The sequence below is a fragment of the Actinomycetospora sp. genome (genome assembly GCF_055612215.1).
The window spans coordinates 1-15,818 of the sequence record NZ_JBVPVA010000799.1 but is presented as its reverse complement, the minus strand read 5'-3'; the positions used below and the strand labels follow the sequence as shown (position 1 = coordinate 15,818).

Below are 15,818 nucleotides of genomic sequence, written 5' to 3'. Positions count from 1 at the left end.
CGAGCTCGGCGAGGATCTCCTCGATCGCCCGGGCGAGCTCGGCCGCGTCGGGGGCCTCGGGGTGGTGCGCCGTCACGGCAGGTTGAGCTGCGTCGGGGAGGTCTCCCGGTGCAGCTGCCTGCCGTTCCCCAGGTACATGTGCACGCCGCAGGGCAGGCACGGGTCGAAGCTGCGGACGGCCCGCATGATGTCGATGCCCTTGAAGTTGTCGGGACTGTTCTCCTCGAAGATCGGGGTGTTCTGCACCGCGTCCTCGTAGGGGCCCGGCGTGCCGTACTTGTCGCGGACGCTGCCGTTCCAGGGCGTCGGCGGGTACGGGTGGTAGTTCGCGATCTTCCCGTCGCGCACCACCATGTGGTGGGACAGCACACCGCGGACGGCCTCGGTGAATCCGCAGCTCACGGACTCGTCGGGGACGACGAAGCTCTCCCAGGTCTTCGTGTGGCCGCCGCGCACCTCGGCCATCGCCTTCTCGACGAAGTGCAGCGCGATCGCGGCGGCGTAGGCCTGGAAGTAGGTGCGGGCGCGGTCGCGCTCGATGGCGTTGGACAGCGGCGCCCCGGCCTTGTCGACCGGCGGGGTCCACGTGAAACTGCGCTCGGGCTTGAGCGCGGTCCGGGGCAGGTGGATCTCGACGCTGTGGCCGGTGGAGCGCACGTTGCCGGTGTCGACGAACCCGGCGAGCGCGGTGGCCCAGAGCCGGGCGATGGGCCCGCCGCCGGTGTCCAGCGGCAGGTGCTCCGTGCCGTCGAACCACCGTGGCGACATCGTCCAGGAGTACTTGTCGTCGAAGTCGCGCTTCTGCGGCGCCGGGATGGTGTGCTGGTTCCAGGGGTGGTCCCGGGAGACCGGGTTGCCCAGGGGGTCCCGCGTGACGAAGACCTCCTGGTCCTCCCAGCCCCGGTAGAACGAGCTGCCGAGGAGGATCCGGATCCCGAGGTTGATCTCCACCAGATCGGTGGTGACGAGCTCGCCGTCCACGACGACCCCGGGGGTGACGTACATCTTCCGTCCCCAGTCGGTCATGGTCCGGTACTGGAAGTCGCAGTGATCGGGGTCGTTGAACGCCCCCCAGCACCCCAGCAGCACCCGTCGGCGACCGACCTCCTCGTAGCCGGGCAGCGCCTCGTACATGAAGTCGAAGAGGTCGTCGTGCATCGGCACGACGCGCTTCATGAACTCGACATAGCGCATCAGCCGCGTCATGTAGTCGGTGAACAGCTGGATGGTCGCGACCGTGCCGACGCCGCCCGGGTAGAGCGTCGAGGGGTGGACGTGGCGCCCCTCCATCAGACAGAACATCTCGCGCGTGTACCGGCTGACCTGCAGGGTCTCGCGGTAGAACTCGCCGGTGAACGGGTTGAGGGCCCGCATGATGTCGCCGATCGTGCGGTAGCCGTGCTCGGCGGCCCCGCGGCACTCGGTGCGGTTGGCGAGCTCGAGGACCCCGGGGTTGGTCTCCGAGATCATCTTCTCGCAGAAGTCCACCCCGACCAGATTGTCCTGGTAGAGGTTGTGGTCGAACATGTACTCGGCGGCCTCGCCGAGGTTGATGATCCACTCGGCGAGGTGCGGCGGCTTGACGCCGTACGCCATGTTCTGGTTGTAGACCGAGCACGTGGCGTGGTTGTCCCCGCAGATGCCGCAGATCCGGCTCGTGATGAAGTGCGCGTCGCGCGGGTCCTTGCCCTTCATGAAGATGGAGTAGCCGCGGAAGATCGACGACGTCGAGTGGCACTCGGCCACCGTCCGGTTGGCGAAATCGATCTTCGTGTAGATCCCGAGGCTGCCGACGATGCGGGTGATCGGGTCCCACGCCATCTCGACGAGATCGGTCTTCTGGCCGGTGGTGCTCTTCGGTGCGGTGGCGGTCATGTCACGGCCTCTCAGAACGCGGTGGGCTGGTAGCCGGTCGTGAGCTGGCGGCCCTTGCGCCGCCACTTCGGTTCCTTGTCGACCGTCTTGGCCGTGATGCCGCGCAATGTCCGGATGACCACTCCGTACGCACCGCTCGCGGCGCCGGAGACCTTGCTGCCGGGCGGGGCGTCCATGAACGGCATGAACTTGTCCGGGAAGCCCGGCATGGTGCAGCCGATGCAGATGCCGCCCACGTTGGGGCAGCCCCCGACACCGTTGATCCACCCCCGCTTGGGGACGTTGCACTTCACCACCGGGCCCCAGCAGCCGAGCTTCACCAGGCACTCGGGGGAGCCGTACTCGGTGGCGAACTGGCCCTGCTCGTAGTAGCCGCCGCGGTCGCAGCCCTCGTGCACGGTCATGCCGAACAGCCACGTCGGGCGGCCCGCCTCGTCGAGCGGGATCATCGGCGCAGAGCCCACCGCCTGGTAGAGCAGGTAGAGGATCGTCTCGGAGAGGTTGTCCGGGTGCACCGGGCACCCGGGGACGTTGACGATCGGCAGGCCGGCGTGGGACTTCCAGTCCCATCCGAGGTAGTCCGCCACGCCCATCGCCCCGGTCGGGTTGCCGGCCATGGCGTGGATGCCGCCGTAGGTCGCGCAGGTGCCGACGGCCAGGACGGCCAGGGCCTTGGGGGCCAGCCGGTCGATCCACTCGCTGGTGGTCATCGGCTGCCCGGTGGCGGGGTTGTTGCCGAACCCGCACCAGTAGCCCTCGGACTTGATCGCCTCGTTCGGGATCGACCCCTCGATGACGAGTACGAACGGGCCGTCGAGCTCGCCCCGCTCGGCCCGGAAGTAGTTCTCGATGAACGTGTCGGCGCCCTTGTCGGGGCCGGACTCGAAATCGATCAACGGCCAGTGGACGGCGACCTTCGGGAGGCCCGGCAGCGCACCGAGCGCGATCTCCTCGATGCTCGGCTGGGTCGCCGCGGTGAGGGCCACGGAGTCGCCGTCACAGGAGAGCCCGGCGTTGATCCAGAGGATGTGCACGGTGGTGTCGTCGTGCGCCGCGAATGCCATGAGTGCCCCCGCACGGACCACGGCGACTGAAGCAGGTGGTGGTGTGGTCGCCGATCTGCAGGTCTAACAGCGGGCCCGGGGACGGGTAAGTGAGCGCGCCATCTAGGGACTCCGTGCAGTGTGGGGAGCTCCGGCGGACATTGCCCGGTGTGTTCCGGATCACCTATCGTGCTGCTCGTATTGCCCGCTCTCGGGGTCCGCTGTAATGGGGTGATCGGGATGGACGACGCGACGTGGGCCCTGCTGCGGCTCTGGGACGCCACCGACGACGCCGTCGCGGGCCTGGGCGACGCGGACTGGAGCCGCTCGCTGGCCCCCTCCGGCGCGCCCGCGGCGGTCGCCTCGGCGGTGCTGGACACCGGCGGCACCGACGTCGCCGACCTCGTCGCGCACCTGACCGGCGTGCACTACGCCGGGCCCGACCGGCTGCGCGAGGCGCTGGCCACGGCGCACGAGCGGGCAGAGCGCTCGGTGCTGACGGCCGCGCCCTCCGGCCGGGTCCTCGAGGCGCAGTGCCTCGACATGTGCCTGCACGCCCACGACCTGCACGAGGCTCTCGGCCTCGAGCTCGACCCCACCGTCGCCGCTCCGGCCGCGGTCGCCGCGTGCCGCCTCGTCAGCGGCTTCGTGCCCCGGCTGCTGGTGCGCACCGGCGCCCGCGCGGCCTGCCTGCGCCTCGTGGTGCGGGACGGACCCGACGGTGCGGTCGTCATCGACCGCGTCGTGCGGGTGGGGGAGGGCACGGTCCCGACGGCGGAGGTGGACGCCGACGCCGAGGCGTTCCTGCTGCTGCTCGCGGGCCGGCGCACCGCCCGGGAGCTCGCCGACGCCGGGCGGGTGCTCTGGAGCGGCCGGACCGCGGAGTCGTTGGTCGGGGTCTGACTCAGACGTCGCGGCGGCGCAGCAGGCTGACGAACGCGATCGCGGCGAGCACCGCGACGATCACCGAGAACGCCACCGCCGACGGCACGAGACCGAACGCCGCCGCCGCGACCCCCTCCCCGATCACGGGCAGCGAGATCGCCACGTAGAGCACGAGGAAGAAGCTCGACGCCACCTCGCTGCGCCGGGCCGGCGGGCTCCCGGCGCTCACCGCGCCCAGTCCGGCGCGGAAGCTCATCCCCTGCCCGACCCCGGCCACGGCGGCTCCCGCGACCAGCAGCCACAGCGACGCGACCGCCACCGAGAGGCCCACCACCAGCACCCCGACGACGAGCGCCGCGCAGCCCACGAGCAGCGCCGGCCGCGCGCCCGTCGCCGCCGAGGCCACCTGCCCGAGCGTCGAGAACCCGAGCAGGGTGAACACGACCAGCCCGGTCACGAGGTGGTTCGAGATGTGCAGGACCTGCCCGATGAAGGACGGGGAGACCGCGGTGAACAGGCCCAGCACCGCGAAGCCCGCGAACCCGGCGATGGCGGCGCTGACGAACACCCCGCGCACCTCGGCGGGCACCGACACCCGCTGCGGGCGGAAGGACACCGTCCCGCCGCTGGGCGTGATCGGCTCGGCGATCGCGAACAGGGCGACGCCCACGACCAGGACCAGGACGATGTGCACGACGTAGGGCAGGACGAGCGGCGCCGGCGCGTACTGCGCGAGCGCGCCCGCGAGCACCGGGCCGAGGCCGAGGCCGAGCATGTTGACCACCGCCGCGAGCAGGCTGTACCGCTGCTGGCGGCCCTCCGGAGCGAGGTCGACGAGGGCCGCCGTGGCCGTCCCCGTGAAGATCCCCGCGGACAGGCCGGACAGCACGCGGCCGACGAACAGGGTCGGCACGTCGCCGGGGATGAGGAACACCGCGCTCGAGATCGCGGCCAGGACGAGGCCGGGCAGCAGGACCGCGCGGCGCCCGACCTGATCGGAGACCCGCCCGAAGAGCAGCAGCGCGGCGGCGACGCCGACCGCGTAGGCGGCGAAGACGCACGTCACCATCACCCCGCCGAAGCCGAGCTCCTGCTCGTAGAGCGGGTAGAGCGGGGTCGGGAGCGTCGCCCCGAGCATCGTGACGAGGAAGGCCAGGGCGACGACGGCGGCCGCGGCCGGGCCGCGCAGGCCCCGCGCCCGGGCTGACTGGGACTCCGTCGACGCGCTGATGACGTGCCTCCGATCGGTCCGGCTGGTCCGAGGGGAGATCATGCCCGCTCCCGCGGGGTCCTACGCGCTGGTGGTGACGTCCTCGTCGCGCACGCTCTCGAGGACCGAGAGCAGGACGGCCGCGCCGACGGCCTCGCGCCACCGCGGGCGGGGCCGCTCGGCGGCCGGTCGCGGCGTGGGGAGGGAGGCCAGCTCGTGGCGGCCCGTGCGGAGCGCCACGTCACCCTGTGTCCCGAGCACGCTCACCCCGACCACCTCCATCCCGCTCGCCGTGGTCCGTGGACCGCCTGTCGTGCGTGTATCCGACGGGTGGGCCTCGATCGTTACCGCGAAAACGCCGGGTGCTCACTTCGGGTGAACGTCACGATGGACCGGTGTCCTACGACGTCGCCGCGCTCCGCGCCCGCTTCCCGGCTCTGGCAGCCGGCTACGCCCACTTCGACGGGCCCGGCGGGTCGCAGGTCCCGCGCGAGGTCGCCCGGGCCGTCACGGCGACCCTGACCGCGCCGATCGCCAACCGCGGCCGCGTCACCCCCGCGGAGCGCTTCTCCGACGACGTCGTCCTCGCGGCCCGTCGGGCGATGGCCGACCTGCTGGGGGCCGACCCGCGCGGCGTGGTGTTCGGGCGGAGCATGACGTCGTTGACCGTCGACCTGGCGCACACGCTGTCGCAGGACTGGGGGCCGGGCGACGAGGTCGTCGTCACCCGCCTCGACCACGACGCCAACGTCCGCCCGTGGGTGCTCGCGGCGCAGCGGGCCGGGGCGACGGTGCGGTGGGTCGACTTCGACCCGGCGACCACGGAGCTGGGTGTCGACGACGTCGCCGAGGTGCTCTCCGGGCGCACCCGGGTCGTCGCGGTCACCGGGGCGTCCAACCTCGTCGGGACCCGGCCGCCGATCGCGGAGATCGTCGCGCGGGTCCACGCGGCCGGGGGCGACGGGGGCCGTGATCGAGCGGTCTGCGTGGTCGACGGGGTGCACCTCACCGCGCACGCCGCCGTCGACGTGGCCGCGCTCGGCGCCGACGTCTACCTGTGCTCGCCCTACAAGTTCCTGGGCCCCCACTGCGGCGTGCTCGCCGCCGATCCCGCCTTCCTGGAGACGCTGCACCCCGACAAGCTCCTGCCCGCCACCGACGCGGTCCCCGAGCGCTTCGAGCTCGGCACGCTGCCCTACGAGCTGCTCGCGGGCACGACCGCGGCGGTGGACGTCCTGGCGTCCCTGCTGGACCCGGATCCGACCCGGCACGCCGACGGGGGCCCGCGACGCGACCGGCTCGTCGCGGCGATGGCCGCGGTCGAGGCGCACGAGGACCGCCTGCGGGCGCGCATCGAGACCGGCCTGGCGTGGATGCCCGGGGTGGAGATCCTGTCGCGGGCCGCGCACCGGACCCCGACGTTGCTCGTCCGCGTGCCGGGCGGGGACCGCCGGGCCCACGAGGGCCTGGCCGAACGCGGGGTGTTCGCCCCCGCCGGGTCGTTCTACGCGATCGAGGCCTCCCGTCGGCTCGGTCTGGGCGACGACGGAGCCCTCCGTGTCGGGCTGGCGCCCTACAGCGACGACGAGGACGTCGACCGGCTGCTCGACGGCCTCGCCGCGCTCGCCGTGCAGTAGTCCGCTACGGCAGACACGCGGCGTGGTCGTGCTCACCCTTGGTAGGCATGACCACTCCTTCCCGGCGCCCGTCCGTGTTGACCGGCGCCGTCCTGTTCGCCCTCTTCGGCCTCCTCGACCTGCTCAGCCCCTGGATCTTCCCGGCCCCGGCCGACGCCCCCGCGTTCGCGAACACCCTGACGGCGGTGTTCGGCGTGATCGGCCTGGTCGCCATCGGGATCTGGTTCGCCACCGCGTCCCGCGCGGCGATGTGGGTCGGCGTCGTCGTACGCGTCATCGGGGCCCTCTTCGGGATCATGGCGTTCACCGACCCCCTGGTCTCGACGGGCTTCGTCGTGGCCAACGTCGTGTACATCGTGCTGACGGTCGTCGCGATCGTGCTCGTGGCGCCCACGCTCCGCGGCCGCGCGACCCGGGGGAGTGACACCGCGCTGAGCGGCAGCGCCTGACGTCGCGGGGACGCTGCGGCGCCCATTTCGCCCGGCTCCGTAGTCGACCGTGAGCGGAGCGTTGCCCGCTGGTGATACGCAGGTCACATGCTCTCCGCAGAGTGGGTGCGCCCGTCACCCACTCGTGCCCGGAGGCGCCATGACTGCGACACAGTCCGTCACCCCGACCTCACCCTCCGAGCATCGAGGGCGGCTCCAGGACGGGGCGCTCGGGCTGCCGTCGGTGCTCTTCTGCATCGTCACCGGGGCGGCGCCGCTGACGGCGATGCTGTTCAACGTCCCGGTCTCGGTGAACGGCGGCGGGTGGGCGACCCCGGCGGCGTTCCTCCTCGCGACCCTGTCGCTGACGATCTTCTCCGTCGGGTACATCGCCATGTCCCGCCGGGTCACGAGCGCGGGCGGCTTCTACACGTTCGTCAGCCGCGGGCTCGGCCGCGTCCTGGGCCTGGGATCGGGCCTGCTGATCGCGCTCTGCTACATGGTCTTCGTCGGCGCCGTGATCGGGGTGATGGGCTACTTCGCGGCCTCGACCCTCGAGACCTTCACCGGGCTCGCGCTCCCCGCGTGGGTCTACATGGCGATCGGGCTGGCGATCATGAGCCTGCTGGCCTGGTTCCACATCGAGCTGACCGCGAAGGTCCTGGGCGTCATGCTCGTCGCCGAGGTGCTCGCCCTCCTGGTGCTGGGCGTCGCGGTGTTCGCCCACGGTGGCGCCCAGGGGTTCTCCCCCGCGCCGTTCAACCCCGCGCAGCTCTTCGGCAACGCCGGCGCCGTGCAGGTCTTCGGCACCGGGGCGGCGGGCATCGCGCTCTTCGCGGCCTTCTGGTCGTGGGTCGGCTTCGAGATGGCGCCGAACTACGCCGAGGAGTCCCGCGACCCGCGGCGCATCGCCTCCATCGCGACCTACGGCTCGGTCATCGGGCTCGGCGTCTTCTACATGTTCGTCTCGTACGCCTTCGTGACGGGATGGGGCCTCACCGACAGCGTCAAGGCGGTCTCCGACCAGCTCAACGGCGTGTACGCGTCGGCGTTCTACCCGCTCTCGGACCGCTACGTCGGCGGATGGCTGACCGCGATCATCGAGATCCTCGCGGTGACCAGCTCCTTCGCCTGCGCGATGGCCTTCTACAACACCTCCGCGCGCTACCTGTTCGCGCTCGGCCGGGAGGGCGTCCTGCCCCGGGTGCTGGGACGCACCTCGAAGCACCGCAGCCCCGGTGTCGCGTCGGCGACGACCACCGCGATCGTCGCGCTCTACTGCCTCGGCTTCACGCTCTACGACCCCTCCACCGAGGCGGCGCTGACCAAGCTCGGCACCTGGTCGCCGCTGCTCGGGGTGCTCGGCATCCTCGCGGTCCAGGCCCTGGTGTGCGTCGCCATCATCCGGTACTTCCTGACGACGGCCCGGGACGGCTTCCGGATCTGGAGCACCCTCGTCGCGCCGGTCCTCGGGTGCGCCGCGATGGTCGGGGCCTGCTTCCTGCTGATCGACAACCGCGCCGCGCTCGCCGCCGCGCAGGGCGTCCCGTTCATCACCCTGCTGCCCTACGTGCCGCTGGTGATCTTCGTCGGGGGCGTGGTCGTCGCGCTCGTGCTGCGCTCCCGGCGTCCGGAGGTCTACGAGGGCCTCGGCCACTTCTCGCTCACCGACCCGGTGCTCGACAGCCCCGATCCCGAGCCCACCACCGGCACCAAGGAGGTCCCGGCATGACCGCTCTCGACGAGCCCCGCACCGCCACCACCCCGGCCACGCATCCCCTCGAGCCCCTCACGGCCGAGGAGGTCGCCGCGGCGACCACGCTGCTGAAGGAGGCCCGAGGGCTCGCCGCGACCGCCCGCTTCGTGTTCGTGCACCTGCACGAGCCCACGAAGACGGCCCTGGCCGGGTGGTCGCCGGAGTCCCCGCTGCCGCGCGAGGCCGAGATCGTGCTGTACGAGCGCGGCGAGCGGATGCTCTACGAGGCCGTCGTCTCGCTCTCCGAGGGCACCGTGGTGTCCTGGCGGGCCCGGCCCGGCGTCCAGGCCCCCGTCATGGCCGAGGAGTTCTTCGCGACCGAGGACATCGTGCGCGCCGACGAGCGCTGGCAGGCGGCCATGCGCCGGCGCGGGATCACCGACCTCGATCTCGCCATGATCGACCCCTGGGCCTCGTCGTGGACCGGGCCGGAGGACGACCCGAGCGCCCGGCGCATCGTGCGGCCGCTGACGTGGATGCGCTCCGCCCCGGGCGAGCACGGCTACGCCCGGCCGGTCGAGGGGCTCGTCGTCACCGTCGACCTCGATCTCCGCGAGGTCGTCGACGTCCAGGACCACGTCCAGGTCGACCTCCCGCCGCACCCCGCGAACTACGAGCAGCCGTGGATCCACGACCCGGAGAACGTGCCGCGCGTCGAGACCGTCCGCGACGGCGTCAAGCCCATCCACATCACCCAGCCCGAGGGCCCCAGCTTCACCGTCGACGGGCACGCGGTGAGCTGGCAGAAGTGGCACCTGCGGATCGGGTTCACCCCGCGCGAGGGCCTCGTCCTGCACGACGTCTCCTACGACGACCGCGGCACGCGCCGCCCGGTGCTGCACCGCGCCTCGCTCGCCGAGATGTACGTGCCCTACGGGGACCCGGCGCCGACGCACCGCTTCAAGAACGTCTTCGACCAGGGCGAGTACGGGGTCGGGTGGCTCGCGAACCCGCTCACCCTCGGGTGCGACTGCGTCGGGCACATCCACTACTTCGACGGGATCGTCAACGACCAGGACGGCCAGGCCGTCGTCATCCCCAACGCGATCTGCATGCACGAGGAGGACACCGGGATCGCGTGGAAGCACACCGACTTCCGCACCGAGGCCGTCGAGGTCCGTCGCCGGCGCCGGCTGGTGATCTCCTCGATCGTCACCGTCGGGAACTACGAGTACGGCTACTTCTGGTACCTCTACAACGACGGTCTCATCGAGTACGAGGTCAAGCTGACCGGGGTCATCTCGACGGCGGCGATCCCGGTGGGGGAGGTGCCGGAGTACGGCACGCTCGTCGCGCCCGGGCTCTACGGGCCGAACCACCAGCACTTCTTCTGCGTGCGGCTCGACATGACCGTCGACGGCCCGGCCAACACCGTCGTCGAGATCGACTCGGTGCCCGTGCCGCCCGGCCCGGCGAACCCGCACGGGAACGCCTGGGCCACGACGCGGACCCCGGTCACCTCGGAGGCGGAGGGGGCGCGCGACACGGCGCCGGGCAGGGCCCGGTTCTGGAAGATCGAGAGCACGACGCGGACCGGCCCGACCGGGGCGCCGACGGCCTACGCGCTCATGCCCGGCTCGACGGTCCCGCCGATGTACTCCCCCGAGGCGTTGTTCGCGCCGCGGTCGGGGTTCACCGAGCACACCGTGTGGGTCACCGCGCACGACCCCGAGCAGCGCTTCGCCGCCGGCGACTACCCGCTGCAGGCGCCGCGCAGCACCGGGCTGCCGACCTACCTCGACGGCGACCGTCCGCTCGAGGGCAGCGACGTCGTGGTCTGGTACACCTTCGGCGCCCACCACGTGGTGCGTCCGGAGGACTGGCCGGTGATGCCGGTGTCCACGATCGGGTTCATGCTCCGGCCCACCGGGTTCTTCGACGGGAACCCCGCGCTCGACCTGCCGCCGAGCGAGTCGGAGGCCTGCCACTAGGCCGCCGCCGCCGGGCGGCTGGAGGTCGCCGAGTGGGCCGTGGTGGTTGCCGGGACAGCCGCGGGGGTCCACTCGGCGCTGCCGGCCCGCGACCACTCCCGGAGAACCGAGTGCTCGGGACCCGGTTCTCCCATGCGGTCGCCGCCCAGCGCTCGTCGGCGTGCCCCGTTCGGGCTACCGTGCCGCCGACGAACGGGGGGCACGATCGTGGGTGATTCGGCGGTGGGCGCGACCATCGGCTGCTCGGCGGGGAAGCCCCGCCGTGTGACGGGTGTGGCGGCTGTGGTCCTCGTGGGTGCCCTGTTGGCCGGGTGCGGGCAGAGCGCTCCCGCGCCCGGCGACCCGACGACCGGAGCCGGCGCCGCGCCGTCGTCGGCGCCACTGCCCGCGTCGGTGACGAAGGTCCTGCCGACGGCGTACCAGCGGCTCGCGTCGTCGGCGGACGCGCTCGACCCAGCCGCGGGCTACCCGCGGTCGGTGGACAAGGGCGCGGCCACGTGGTCGACCAAGCCGGTGAGCGACTGGACCTCCGGGTTCTTCCCCGGCGAGATGTGGCTGGCCCGCGAGCTCACCGGTGACCAGGCGTGGACGGCGCGCGCGCAGCGCTGGACCGCGCCCATCGCCTCCCAGGTGACCCGCACCGACACCCACGACCTCGGCTTCGTCGTCGACGACAGCTTCGGCGACCAGCTGACCGCGACGGGGGCCGGGGCCGACGACGTCGTCACCGCCGCCCGGAGCCTCGCGACCCGGTACTCCCCGAAGGTCCACGCCATCAAGAGCTGGGACACCGAGGGCGACGACGACCAGCGCGGTACGTGGCGCTTCCCCGTCATCATCGACACGACGATGAACCTCGCGCTGCTCGACCGGGCGGCGGCCCTGCCCGGCGGCGACCCGGCCTGGAAGGGCATCGCCACCCAGCACGCGCTGACCGCCTCACGCACCAACATGCGCCCCGACGGCAGCGTCGCCCACGTCGCGGTCTTCGACCCCGACACCGGGGCGTTCCTGAAGCGGGACACCTGGCAAGGGGCCGCGCCGGACTCGACGTGGTCGCGCGGGCAGGGCTGGGCCATCCACGGGTTCGCGGCCCAGGCCCGCGCCGCCGCCGACCCCGAGCTGCGCGCCGCCGCGCAGAAGGCCGCCGACTGGTGGCTTTCCCACACCGCGCCGGGCAGCCGCGTGCCGGCCTGGGACTTCTCGAAGCCGACCGAGGAGCGCGACACCTCGGCCGCCGCGGTCGCCGCGTCGGGCCTGCTCGACCTGGCCGACCAGGTCGGCGGACCCGACGGCGCCCGCTACCGCCAGGCCGCGGGCGAGACCCTCGACGAGCTCGCGACGAAGGACGTGGCCCCGAGCGGCCCGGCGCTGCTCGCCCACGCCACCGGCGGGAAGCCGCAGGACGACGAGGTCGACGTGGGGATCGTCTACGCCGACTACTACTTCCTCGAGGCGGCCCGCCGCTGGACGGACCCCGCCCGCACCTGAGGACCGGGCGCCCGCGCCCCCGTCGTACCCGCGCCCGCGGTCCGGGCGTCGTAGGCCGTGCGCGCCGCGTCGACCTCCTCGATGTGGGTCTCGGCCCAGTCCTCGAGCGCGCGGGTCAGCCCGAGCAGGCTGCGCCCGAGGTCGGTGAGCGCGTAGTCCACCCGCGGCGGCACCTCCGCGTACACGGTGCGGACGAGCAGGCCGTCGCGCTCGAGGCCGCGCAGGGTCTGGGTGAGCATCTTCGGGGTGATCCCGCCGATGCGGGCCGCGATCTGGCCGTGGCGCAGCGTGCCGTCCTCGAGAGCATGGACGACGAGGACGCTCCAGGTGTCGCCGATGCGGTCCATGACCTGCCGGCTGGGGCAGTCGGTGACGAAGAGGTCGCCTCTCACCCGGACACTATCCATCGGGTACGTACCGCACTTCAAGGTGCTTGCTCTCCGACGGGAAGTGACCCTCGACGACCGCGGTTGTCGGACGGCGAGGGGATCGCGCGACGCGGTCCGCACCGTCGAGAGGGAGCGCACCATGTACGTCGTCACCGGAGCCACCGGAGCACTCGGCCACCTCGTCGTCGAGGCCCTGCTGGAGCGGGTCCCGGCCGCGGAGATCCGCGCCACCGGCCGCCGGGTCGAGGTACTGGACGACCTCGCCGTCCGCGGCGTCGACGTGCGCCGCGCCGACTACGACGACCCGGCCTCGCTGGCGGCCGCGATCGAGGACGCGACCCGGGTCCTGTTCGTCTCGGGCAACGCGGTGGGCGCGCGGATCGCACAGCACCGCGCCGTCGTCGACGCGCTGGCCGCCGCCGACGTCGAGCTCGTCGCCTACACCAGCATCCTGGACGCGCAGGCCTCCGACCTGGTCCTCGCGGCCGAGCACGCCGAGACCGAGCGGATGCTCGCCGACGCCGGCCTCCCGACCGTGCTGCTGCGCAACGGCTGGTACGTCGAGAACTTCACCGCGACGGTGGCGGCGGACCTCGAGCACGGGATGGTCGGGGCCTCCGGGAACGGCCGCTTCGACGCCGCCACCCGCGCCGACTACGCCGAGGTCGCGGCCGTGGCGCTGACCGGCGGCGCGGTCCCCGGCGACGTCCTGGAGCTCGGCGGCCCGGGCTTCACCCGCGCGGAGCTGGCCGCCGAGATCGGGCGCGCGGCCGGGCGCGAGGTCACCTACACCGACCTCTCCGTCGCCGGCTTCACCGAGGCCCTCGTCTCCGCCGGCCTCCCGGGGGACTTCGCGGCCGTGCTCGCCGACTCCGACCGCGGCGCGGCCGCCGGATGGCTCACCGCGCCCCACGACGACCTCGCCCGCGTGCTGGGCCGCCCGGCGACCCCGTGGACCGGGGTCGTCGACGTGGCCGTCCGCGAGGTCGTGGCCGCCGTCTGACCAGGGGTGCCGGGTAAGGTCGGTGCGTGTCCGCCGCGTCCGCCGTGCCCGGTTCGCCCGCACCACGGCCGTACGAGAGCGTGCTGCTCGTCTACAACCCGCACAGCTCCGGCGGCGGCGAGGGCAAGGCGCACACCCTCGCGCGGGACCTCCGGCGGCTCGCGCCGGACCTCGCCGTCGAGCTCGTGCCGACCGAGTACGCCGGCCACGCCCGGCGCATCGCCGAGAGTGCGGCGCGCACCTACCGCCCGCTCGTGGTGTCGGTCTCCGGCGACGGCGGCTACAACGAGGTCGTCGACGGGTCCATGACCGGGGGCGACGGCCTGCACACCGGCACCATCGTCGCGGTCGCCTCGGCGGGCAACGCCAACGACCACCGCCGCGTCACCCGGCGGCGACCGCTGGCCGAGGCGATCGCCGAGGGCGCCGTCGAGCACCTGGACGTGCTCCGGCTGACGGTCGGGCCGAACCCGCCGCGCTACGCGCACTCCTACATCGGGCTGGGCATCACCCCCGTCGTGGCGCTCTCGCTGGAGCGCAGCGGCAAGGGGTCGCTGCGCGAGCTCGCAACGACCGTCCGGGAGTTCCTGCACTTCCGGCCGTTCGAGATCGAGCTGGAGGCCTTCGAGGGGCAGTCCGACCACGGGGTCGGGGTCGGGGAGTTCCTCGGCGCGCACTGCTACGACAGCCTGATCATGGCCAACCTCTCCGAGATGGCGAAGTACGTGCGGCTCTCGGACACCGGGGATCCCGCCGACGGGCGCTTCGAGATCGTCGCCATCCCCCACCGCGGCCGCTTCCGGTTGCTGCTCACCGGGATCCGGGCCGCGGTCCGCGGCCTCGGCTGGCAGCCGAGCGCCCGGCGCCTGCGCTTCCGCACCCTCGGCGAGCTGCCCCTGCAGCTCGACGGCGAGGTGATCATCCTCCCGGCCGACACCTCCGTGGTGATCGAGCTGGTCCCCGGCGCGCTGTCGACGGTGCGCTGACGTGAGCGCCGCGGAAGTCCTCACCGCGGAGCGGATCGCCACGCAGGGCCGGATCGCCGCGCTCGAGGCCCAGGTCGCGGCCATCGTCGAGACCGCCTCGGCGAGCTCCGGCGACGACGAGCACGACCCCGAGGGCCAGACGGTCGCCTACGACCGCGCCCAGGTGCAGGCCCTGCTCGGTCGGGCGCGTGCGGACCTGGCCGAGATCGACGCGGCGTTCGAGCGCCTCGACGCCGGGACCTACGGCATCTGCGAGGTGTGCGGGCGTCCCATCCCGGGCGAGCGGCTCGAGGCGCGGCCCGCCGCCCGGCGGTGTGTGCGCCACGCCTGACCGACGGTGCGAGCGAAGCGTCGACGCTTGCGTCCAGTGGCAGTAGAGCCCCGTCGTCGGCGGCAGGAGAGCCCCGTCGTCACGGCCGTCGGAACGGCACACCGACCGGCCGCGGCGCCTTCTCCCCGGCGGCCGCGACGTAGCGCTGCTCCGCCTCCTGCGCGGCCGGCGACCCCAGCCCGGCCGGCCCGACGAGGCCGGCGACCGCCTCGCGGTGGTCCTCGCGGTCGTCGTCGGCCACCCACGTCAGCACCAGGCGCGCCCGCAGCCAGGCGGTGAGCCGCTCCTCGTCGGCCGTCGGCAGCACGACGTCCGCGGCCCACGTCGGGGCGAGGCCCAGCTCCCCGAGCAGCAGGCCCGCCGCGACCCGGCGCAGCCGCGAGACCCCGGCGCGGTAGAGGTCCTGACGGCGGACGCGGTTGCGCAGCATGGTCGCGACGCCGAGGTCGAGCAGCCGCAGGTCGGCCCGCGGGTGCGGCGCTCCGCCGAGCGCCGGGAGGACCGACGGCGCCGCCCACCACGCGACGTGGCCGGGCGCGCCGGGCAGCTCGGCCACGGTCGCGTCCAGGTCCCGCGGCGCGACGGTGAGCGCGGCGGCGGCCTCGTCGGGGGTCACGGGACCCAGTGTCCCGCGAGGGGACGATTCGGCCGCTCTAGGCGTCCGAGGGTTCCCCTCGCGCGACAGGTGGCCCGGGTCGGAGCGCGCTCGCCAGCACCGCGGCGCCGAGCGCGGCGACCGGGACCACGAGCAGGCCCGTCCCGACCGACGAGGCGTCGGCGATCGCCCCGATGACCGGCGGCGTCGCGAGGAACCCCAGCCGGGCGAGGAACCCGACGACCGCGATCCCGTCGC

Annotated in this window: 15 protein-coding genes and 1 pseudogene; 9 read left to right on the top strand and 7 right to left on the bottom strand. The window is 73.3% G+C overall.

Going from position 1 to position 15,818, the window contains the following annotated elements; all coding sequences use genetic code 11:
• Positions 1–72: 72 nt before the first annotated feature.
• Both AC0CYZ_RS21930 and AC0CYZ_RS21925 read right to left on the bottom strand, forming a co-directional pair.
• Positions 73–1,875 carry a nickel-dependent hydrogenase large subunit gene (locus AC0CYZ_RS21930; RefSeq protein WP_472219227.1) on the bottom strand — a complete coding sequence of 601 codons (1,803 nt, stop codon included), beginning with the start codon at positions 1,873–1,875 and terminating at the stop codon, positions 73–75.
• Between the two features lie 11 nt (positions 1,876–1,886).
• Complete coding sequence (locus AC0CYZ_RS21925) at positions 1,887–2,939, bottom strand: NADH-quinone oxidoreductase subunit B family protein (protein ID WP_472219225.1); 1,053 nt, start codon at positions 2,937–2,939, stop codon at positions 1,887–1,889.
• Positions 2,940–3,158: 219 nt separating this feature from the next.
• Here AC0CYZ_RS21925 and AC0CYZ_RS21920 point away from each other — a divergent pair, with 219 nt between their 5' ends.
• Complete coding sequence (locus tag AC0CYZ_RS21920) at positions 3,159–3,821, top strand: hypothetical protein (protein ID WP_472219223.1); 663 nt, start codon at positions 3,159–3,161, stop codon at positions 3,819–3,821.
• Position 3,822: 1 nt separating this feature from the next.
• Here the strand turns inward: AC0CYZ_RS21920 and AC0CYZ_RS21915 are convergent, their stop codons facing one another.
• Both AC0CYZ_RS21915 and AC0CYZ_RS21910 read right to left on the bottom strand, forming a co-directional pair.
• Positions 3,823–5,076 (bottom strand): MFS transporter, encoded by a 1,254-nt coding sequence (locus AC0CYZ_RS21915; RefSeq protein ID WP_472219221.1) that lies wholly within the window; start codon positions 5,074–5,076, stop codon positions 3,823–3,825.
• Between the two features lie 18 nt (positions 5,077–5,094).
• Positions 5,095–5,280, bottom strand: a complete 186-nt coding sequence (locus tag AC0CYZ_RS21910) for a hypothetical protein (protein ID WP_472219219.1) — start codon at positions 5,278–5,280, stop codon at positions 5,095–5,097.
• A 128-nt stretch (positions 5,281–5,408) separates the two neighbouring features.
• On the opposite strand from AC0CYZ_RS21910, the gene AC0CYZ_RS21905 reads away from it, so the two are divergent.
• From AC0CYZ_RS21905 to AC0CYZ_RS21885, 5 genes are all read left to right on the top strand, one after another.
• Positions 5,409–6,650 (top strand): cysteine desulfurase-like protein, encoded by a 1,242-nt coding sequence (locus AC0CYZ_RS21905; RefSeq protein ID WP_472219217.1) that lies wholly within the window; start codon positions 5,409–5,411, stop codon positions 6,648–6,650.
• 47 nt (positions 6,651–6,697) lie between these two features.
• Positions 6,698–7,099 carry a hypothetical protein gene (locus AC0CYZ_RS21900; protein WP_472219215.1) on the top strand — a complete coding sequence of 134 codons (402 nt, stop codon included), beginning with the start codon at positions 6,698–6,700 and terminating at the stop codon, positions 7,097–7,099.
• A 139-nt stretch (positions 7,100–7,238) separates the two neighbouring features.
• Positions 7,239–8,810, top strand: coding sequence for an APC family permease (locus AC0CYZ_RS21895; RefSeq protein ID WP_472219213.1), 1,572 nt, complete (start codon positions 7,239–7,241; stop codon positions 8,808–8,810).
• The gene (locus AC0CYZ_RS21890) at positions 8,807–10,765 is read left to right on the top strand and encodes a primary-amine oxidase (protein WP_472219211.1); all 1,959 of its coding nucleotides are present in this window, start codon (positions 8,807–8,809) and stop codon (positions 10,763–10,765) included. The genes AC0CYZ_RS21895 and AC0CYZ_RS21890 overlap by 4 nt, the downstream gene beginning before the upstream one ends.
• A 273-nt stretch (positions 10,766–11,038) precedes the next feature.
• Positions 11,039–12,256 carry a hypothetical protein gene (locus tag AC0CYZ_RS21885; protein ID WP_472219208.1) on the top strand — a complete coding sequence of 406 codons (1,218 nt, stop codon included), beginning with the start codon at positions 11,039–11,041 and terminating at the stop codon, positions 12,254–12,256.
• Here the strand turns inward: AC0CYZ_RS21885 and AC0CYZ_RS21880 are convergent.
• Positions 12,208–12,648, bottom strand: a complete 441-nt coding sequence (locus AC0CYZ_RS21880) for a winged helix-turn-helix transcriptional regulator (RefSeq protein WP_472219206.1) — start codon at positions 12,646–12,648, stop codon at positions 12,208–12,210. The two genes, AC0CYZ_RS21885 and AC0CYZ_RS21880, sit on opposite strands and share 49 nt — an antisense overlap.
• A gap of 136 nt (positions 12,649–12,784) precedes the next feature.
• Here AC0CYZ_RS21880 and AC0CYZ_RS21875 point away from each other — a divergent pair, with 136 nt between their 5' ends.
• The 3 genes from AC0CYZ_RS21875 to AC0CYZ_RS21865 are packed head-to-tail and all read left to right on the top strand — an operon-like array spanning position 12,785 to position 14,965.
• Entirely contained in the window at positions 12,785–13,648 is an 864-nt protein-coding gene (locus AC0CYZ_RS21875; protein WP_472219204.1) for an NmrA family NAD(P)-binding protein, read from the top strand.
• A 26-nt stretch (positions 13,649–13,674) separates the two neighbouring features.
• Positions 13,675–14,634 (top strand): diacylglycerol/lipid kinase family protein, encoded by a 960-nt coding sequence (locus AC0CYZ_RS21870; protein ID WP_472219202.1) that lies wholly within the window; start codon positions 13,675–13,677, stop codon positions 14,632–14,634.
• A gap of 1 nt (position 14,635) precedes the next feature.
• Positions 14,636–14,965: a TraR/DksA family transcriptional regulator gene (locus AC0CYZ_RS21865; RefSeq protein ID WP_472219200.1), complete on the top strand. Its 330-nt coding sequence runs from the start codon at positions 14,636–14,638 to the stop codon at positions 14,963–14,965.
• 79 nt (positions 14,966–15,044) lie between these two features.
• Here AC0CYZ_RS21865 and AC0CYZ_RS21860 read toward each other — a convergent pair whose 3' ends face one another.
• Positions 15,045–15,581: a hypothetical protein gene (locus AC0CYZ_RS21860; protein WP_472219198.1), complete on the bottom strand. Its 537-nt coding sequence runs from the start codon at positions 15,579–15,581 to the stop codon at positions 15,045–15,047.
• Positions 15,582–15,618: 37 nt separating this feature from the next.
• A pseudogene (locus tag AC0CYZ_RS21855) lies at positions 15,619–15,818 on the bottom strand (hypothetical protein); the annotation flags it as partial.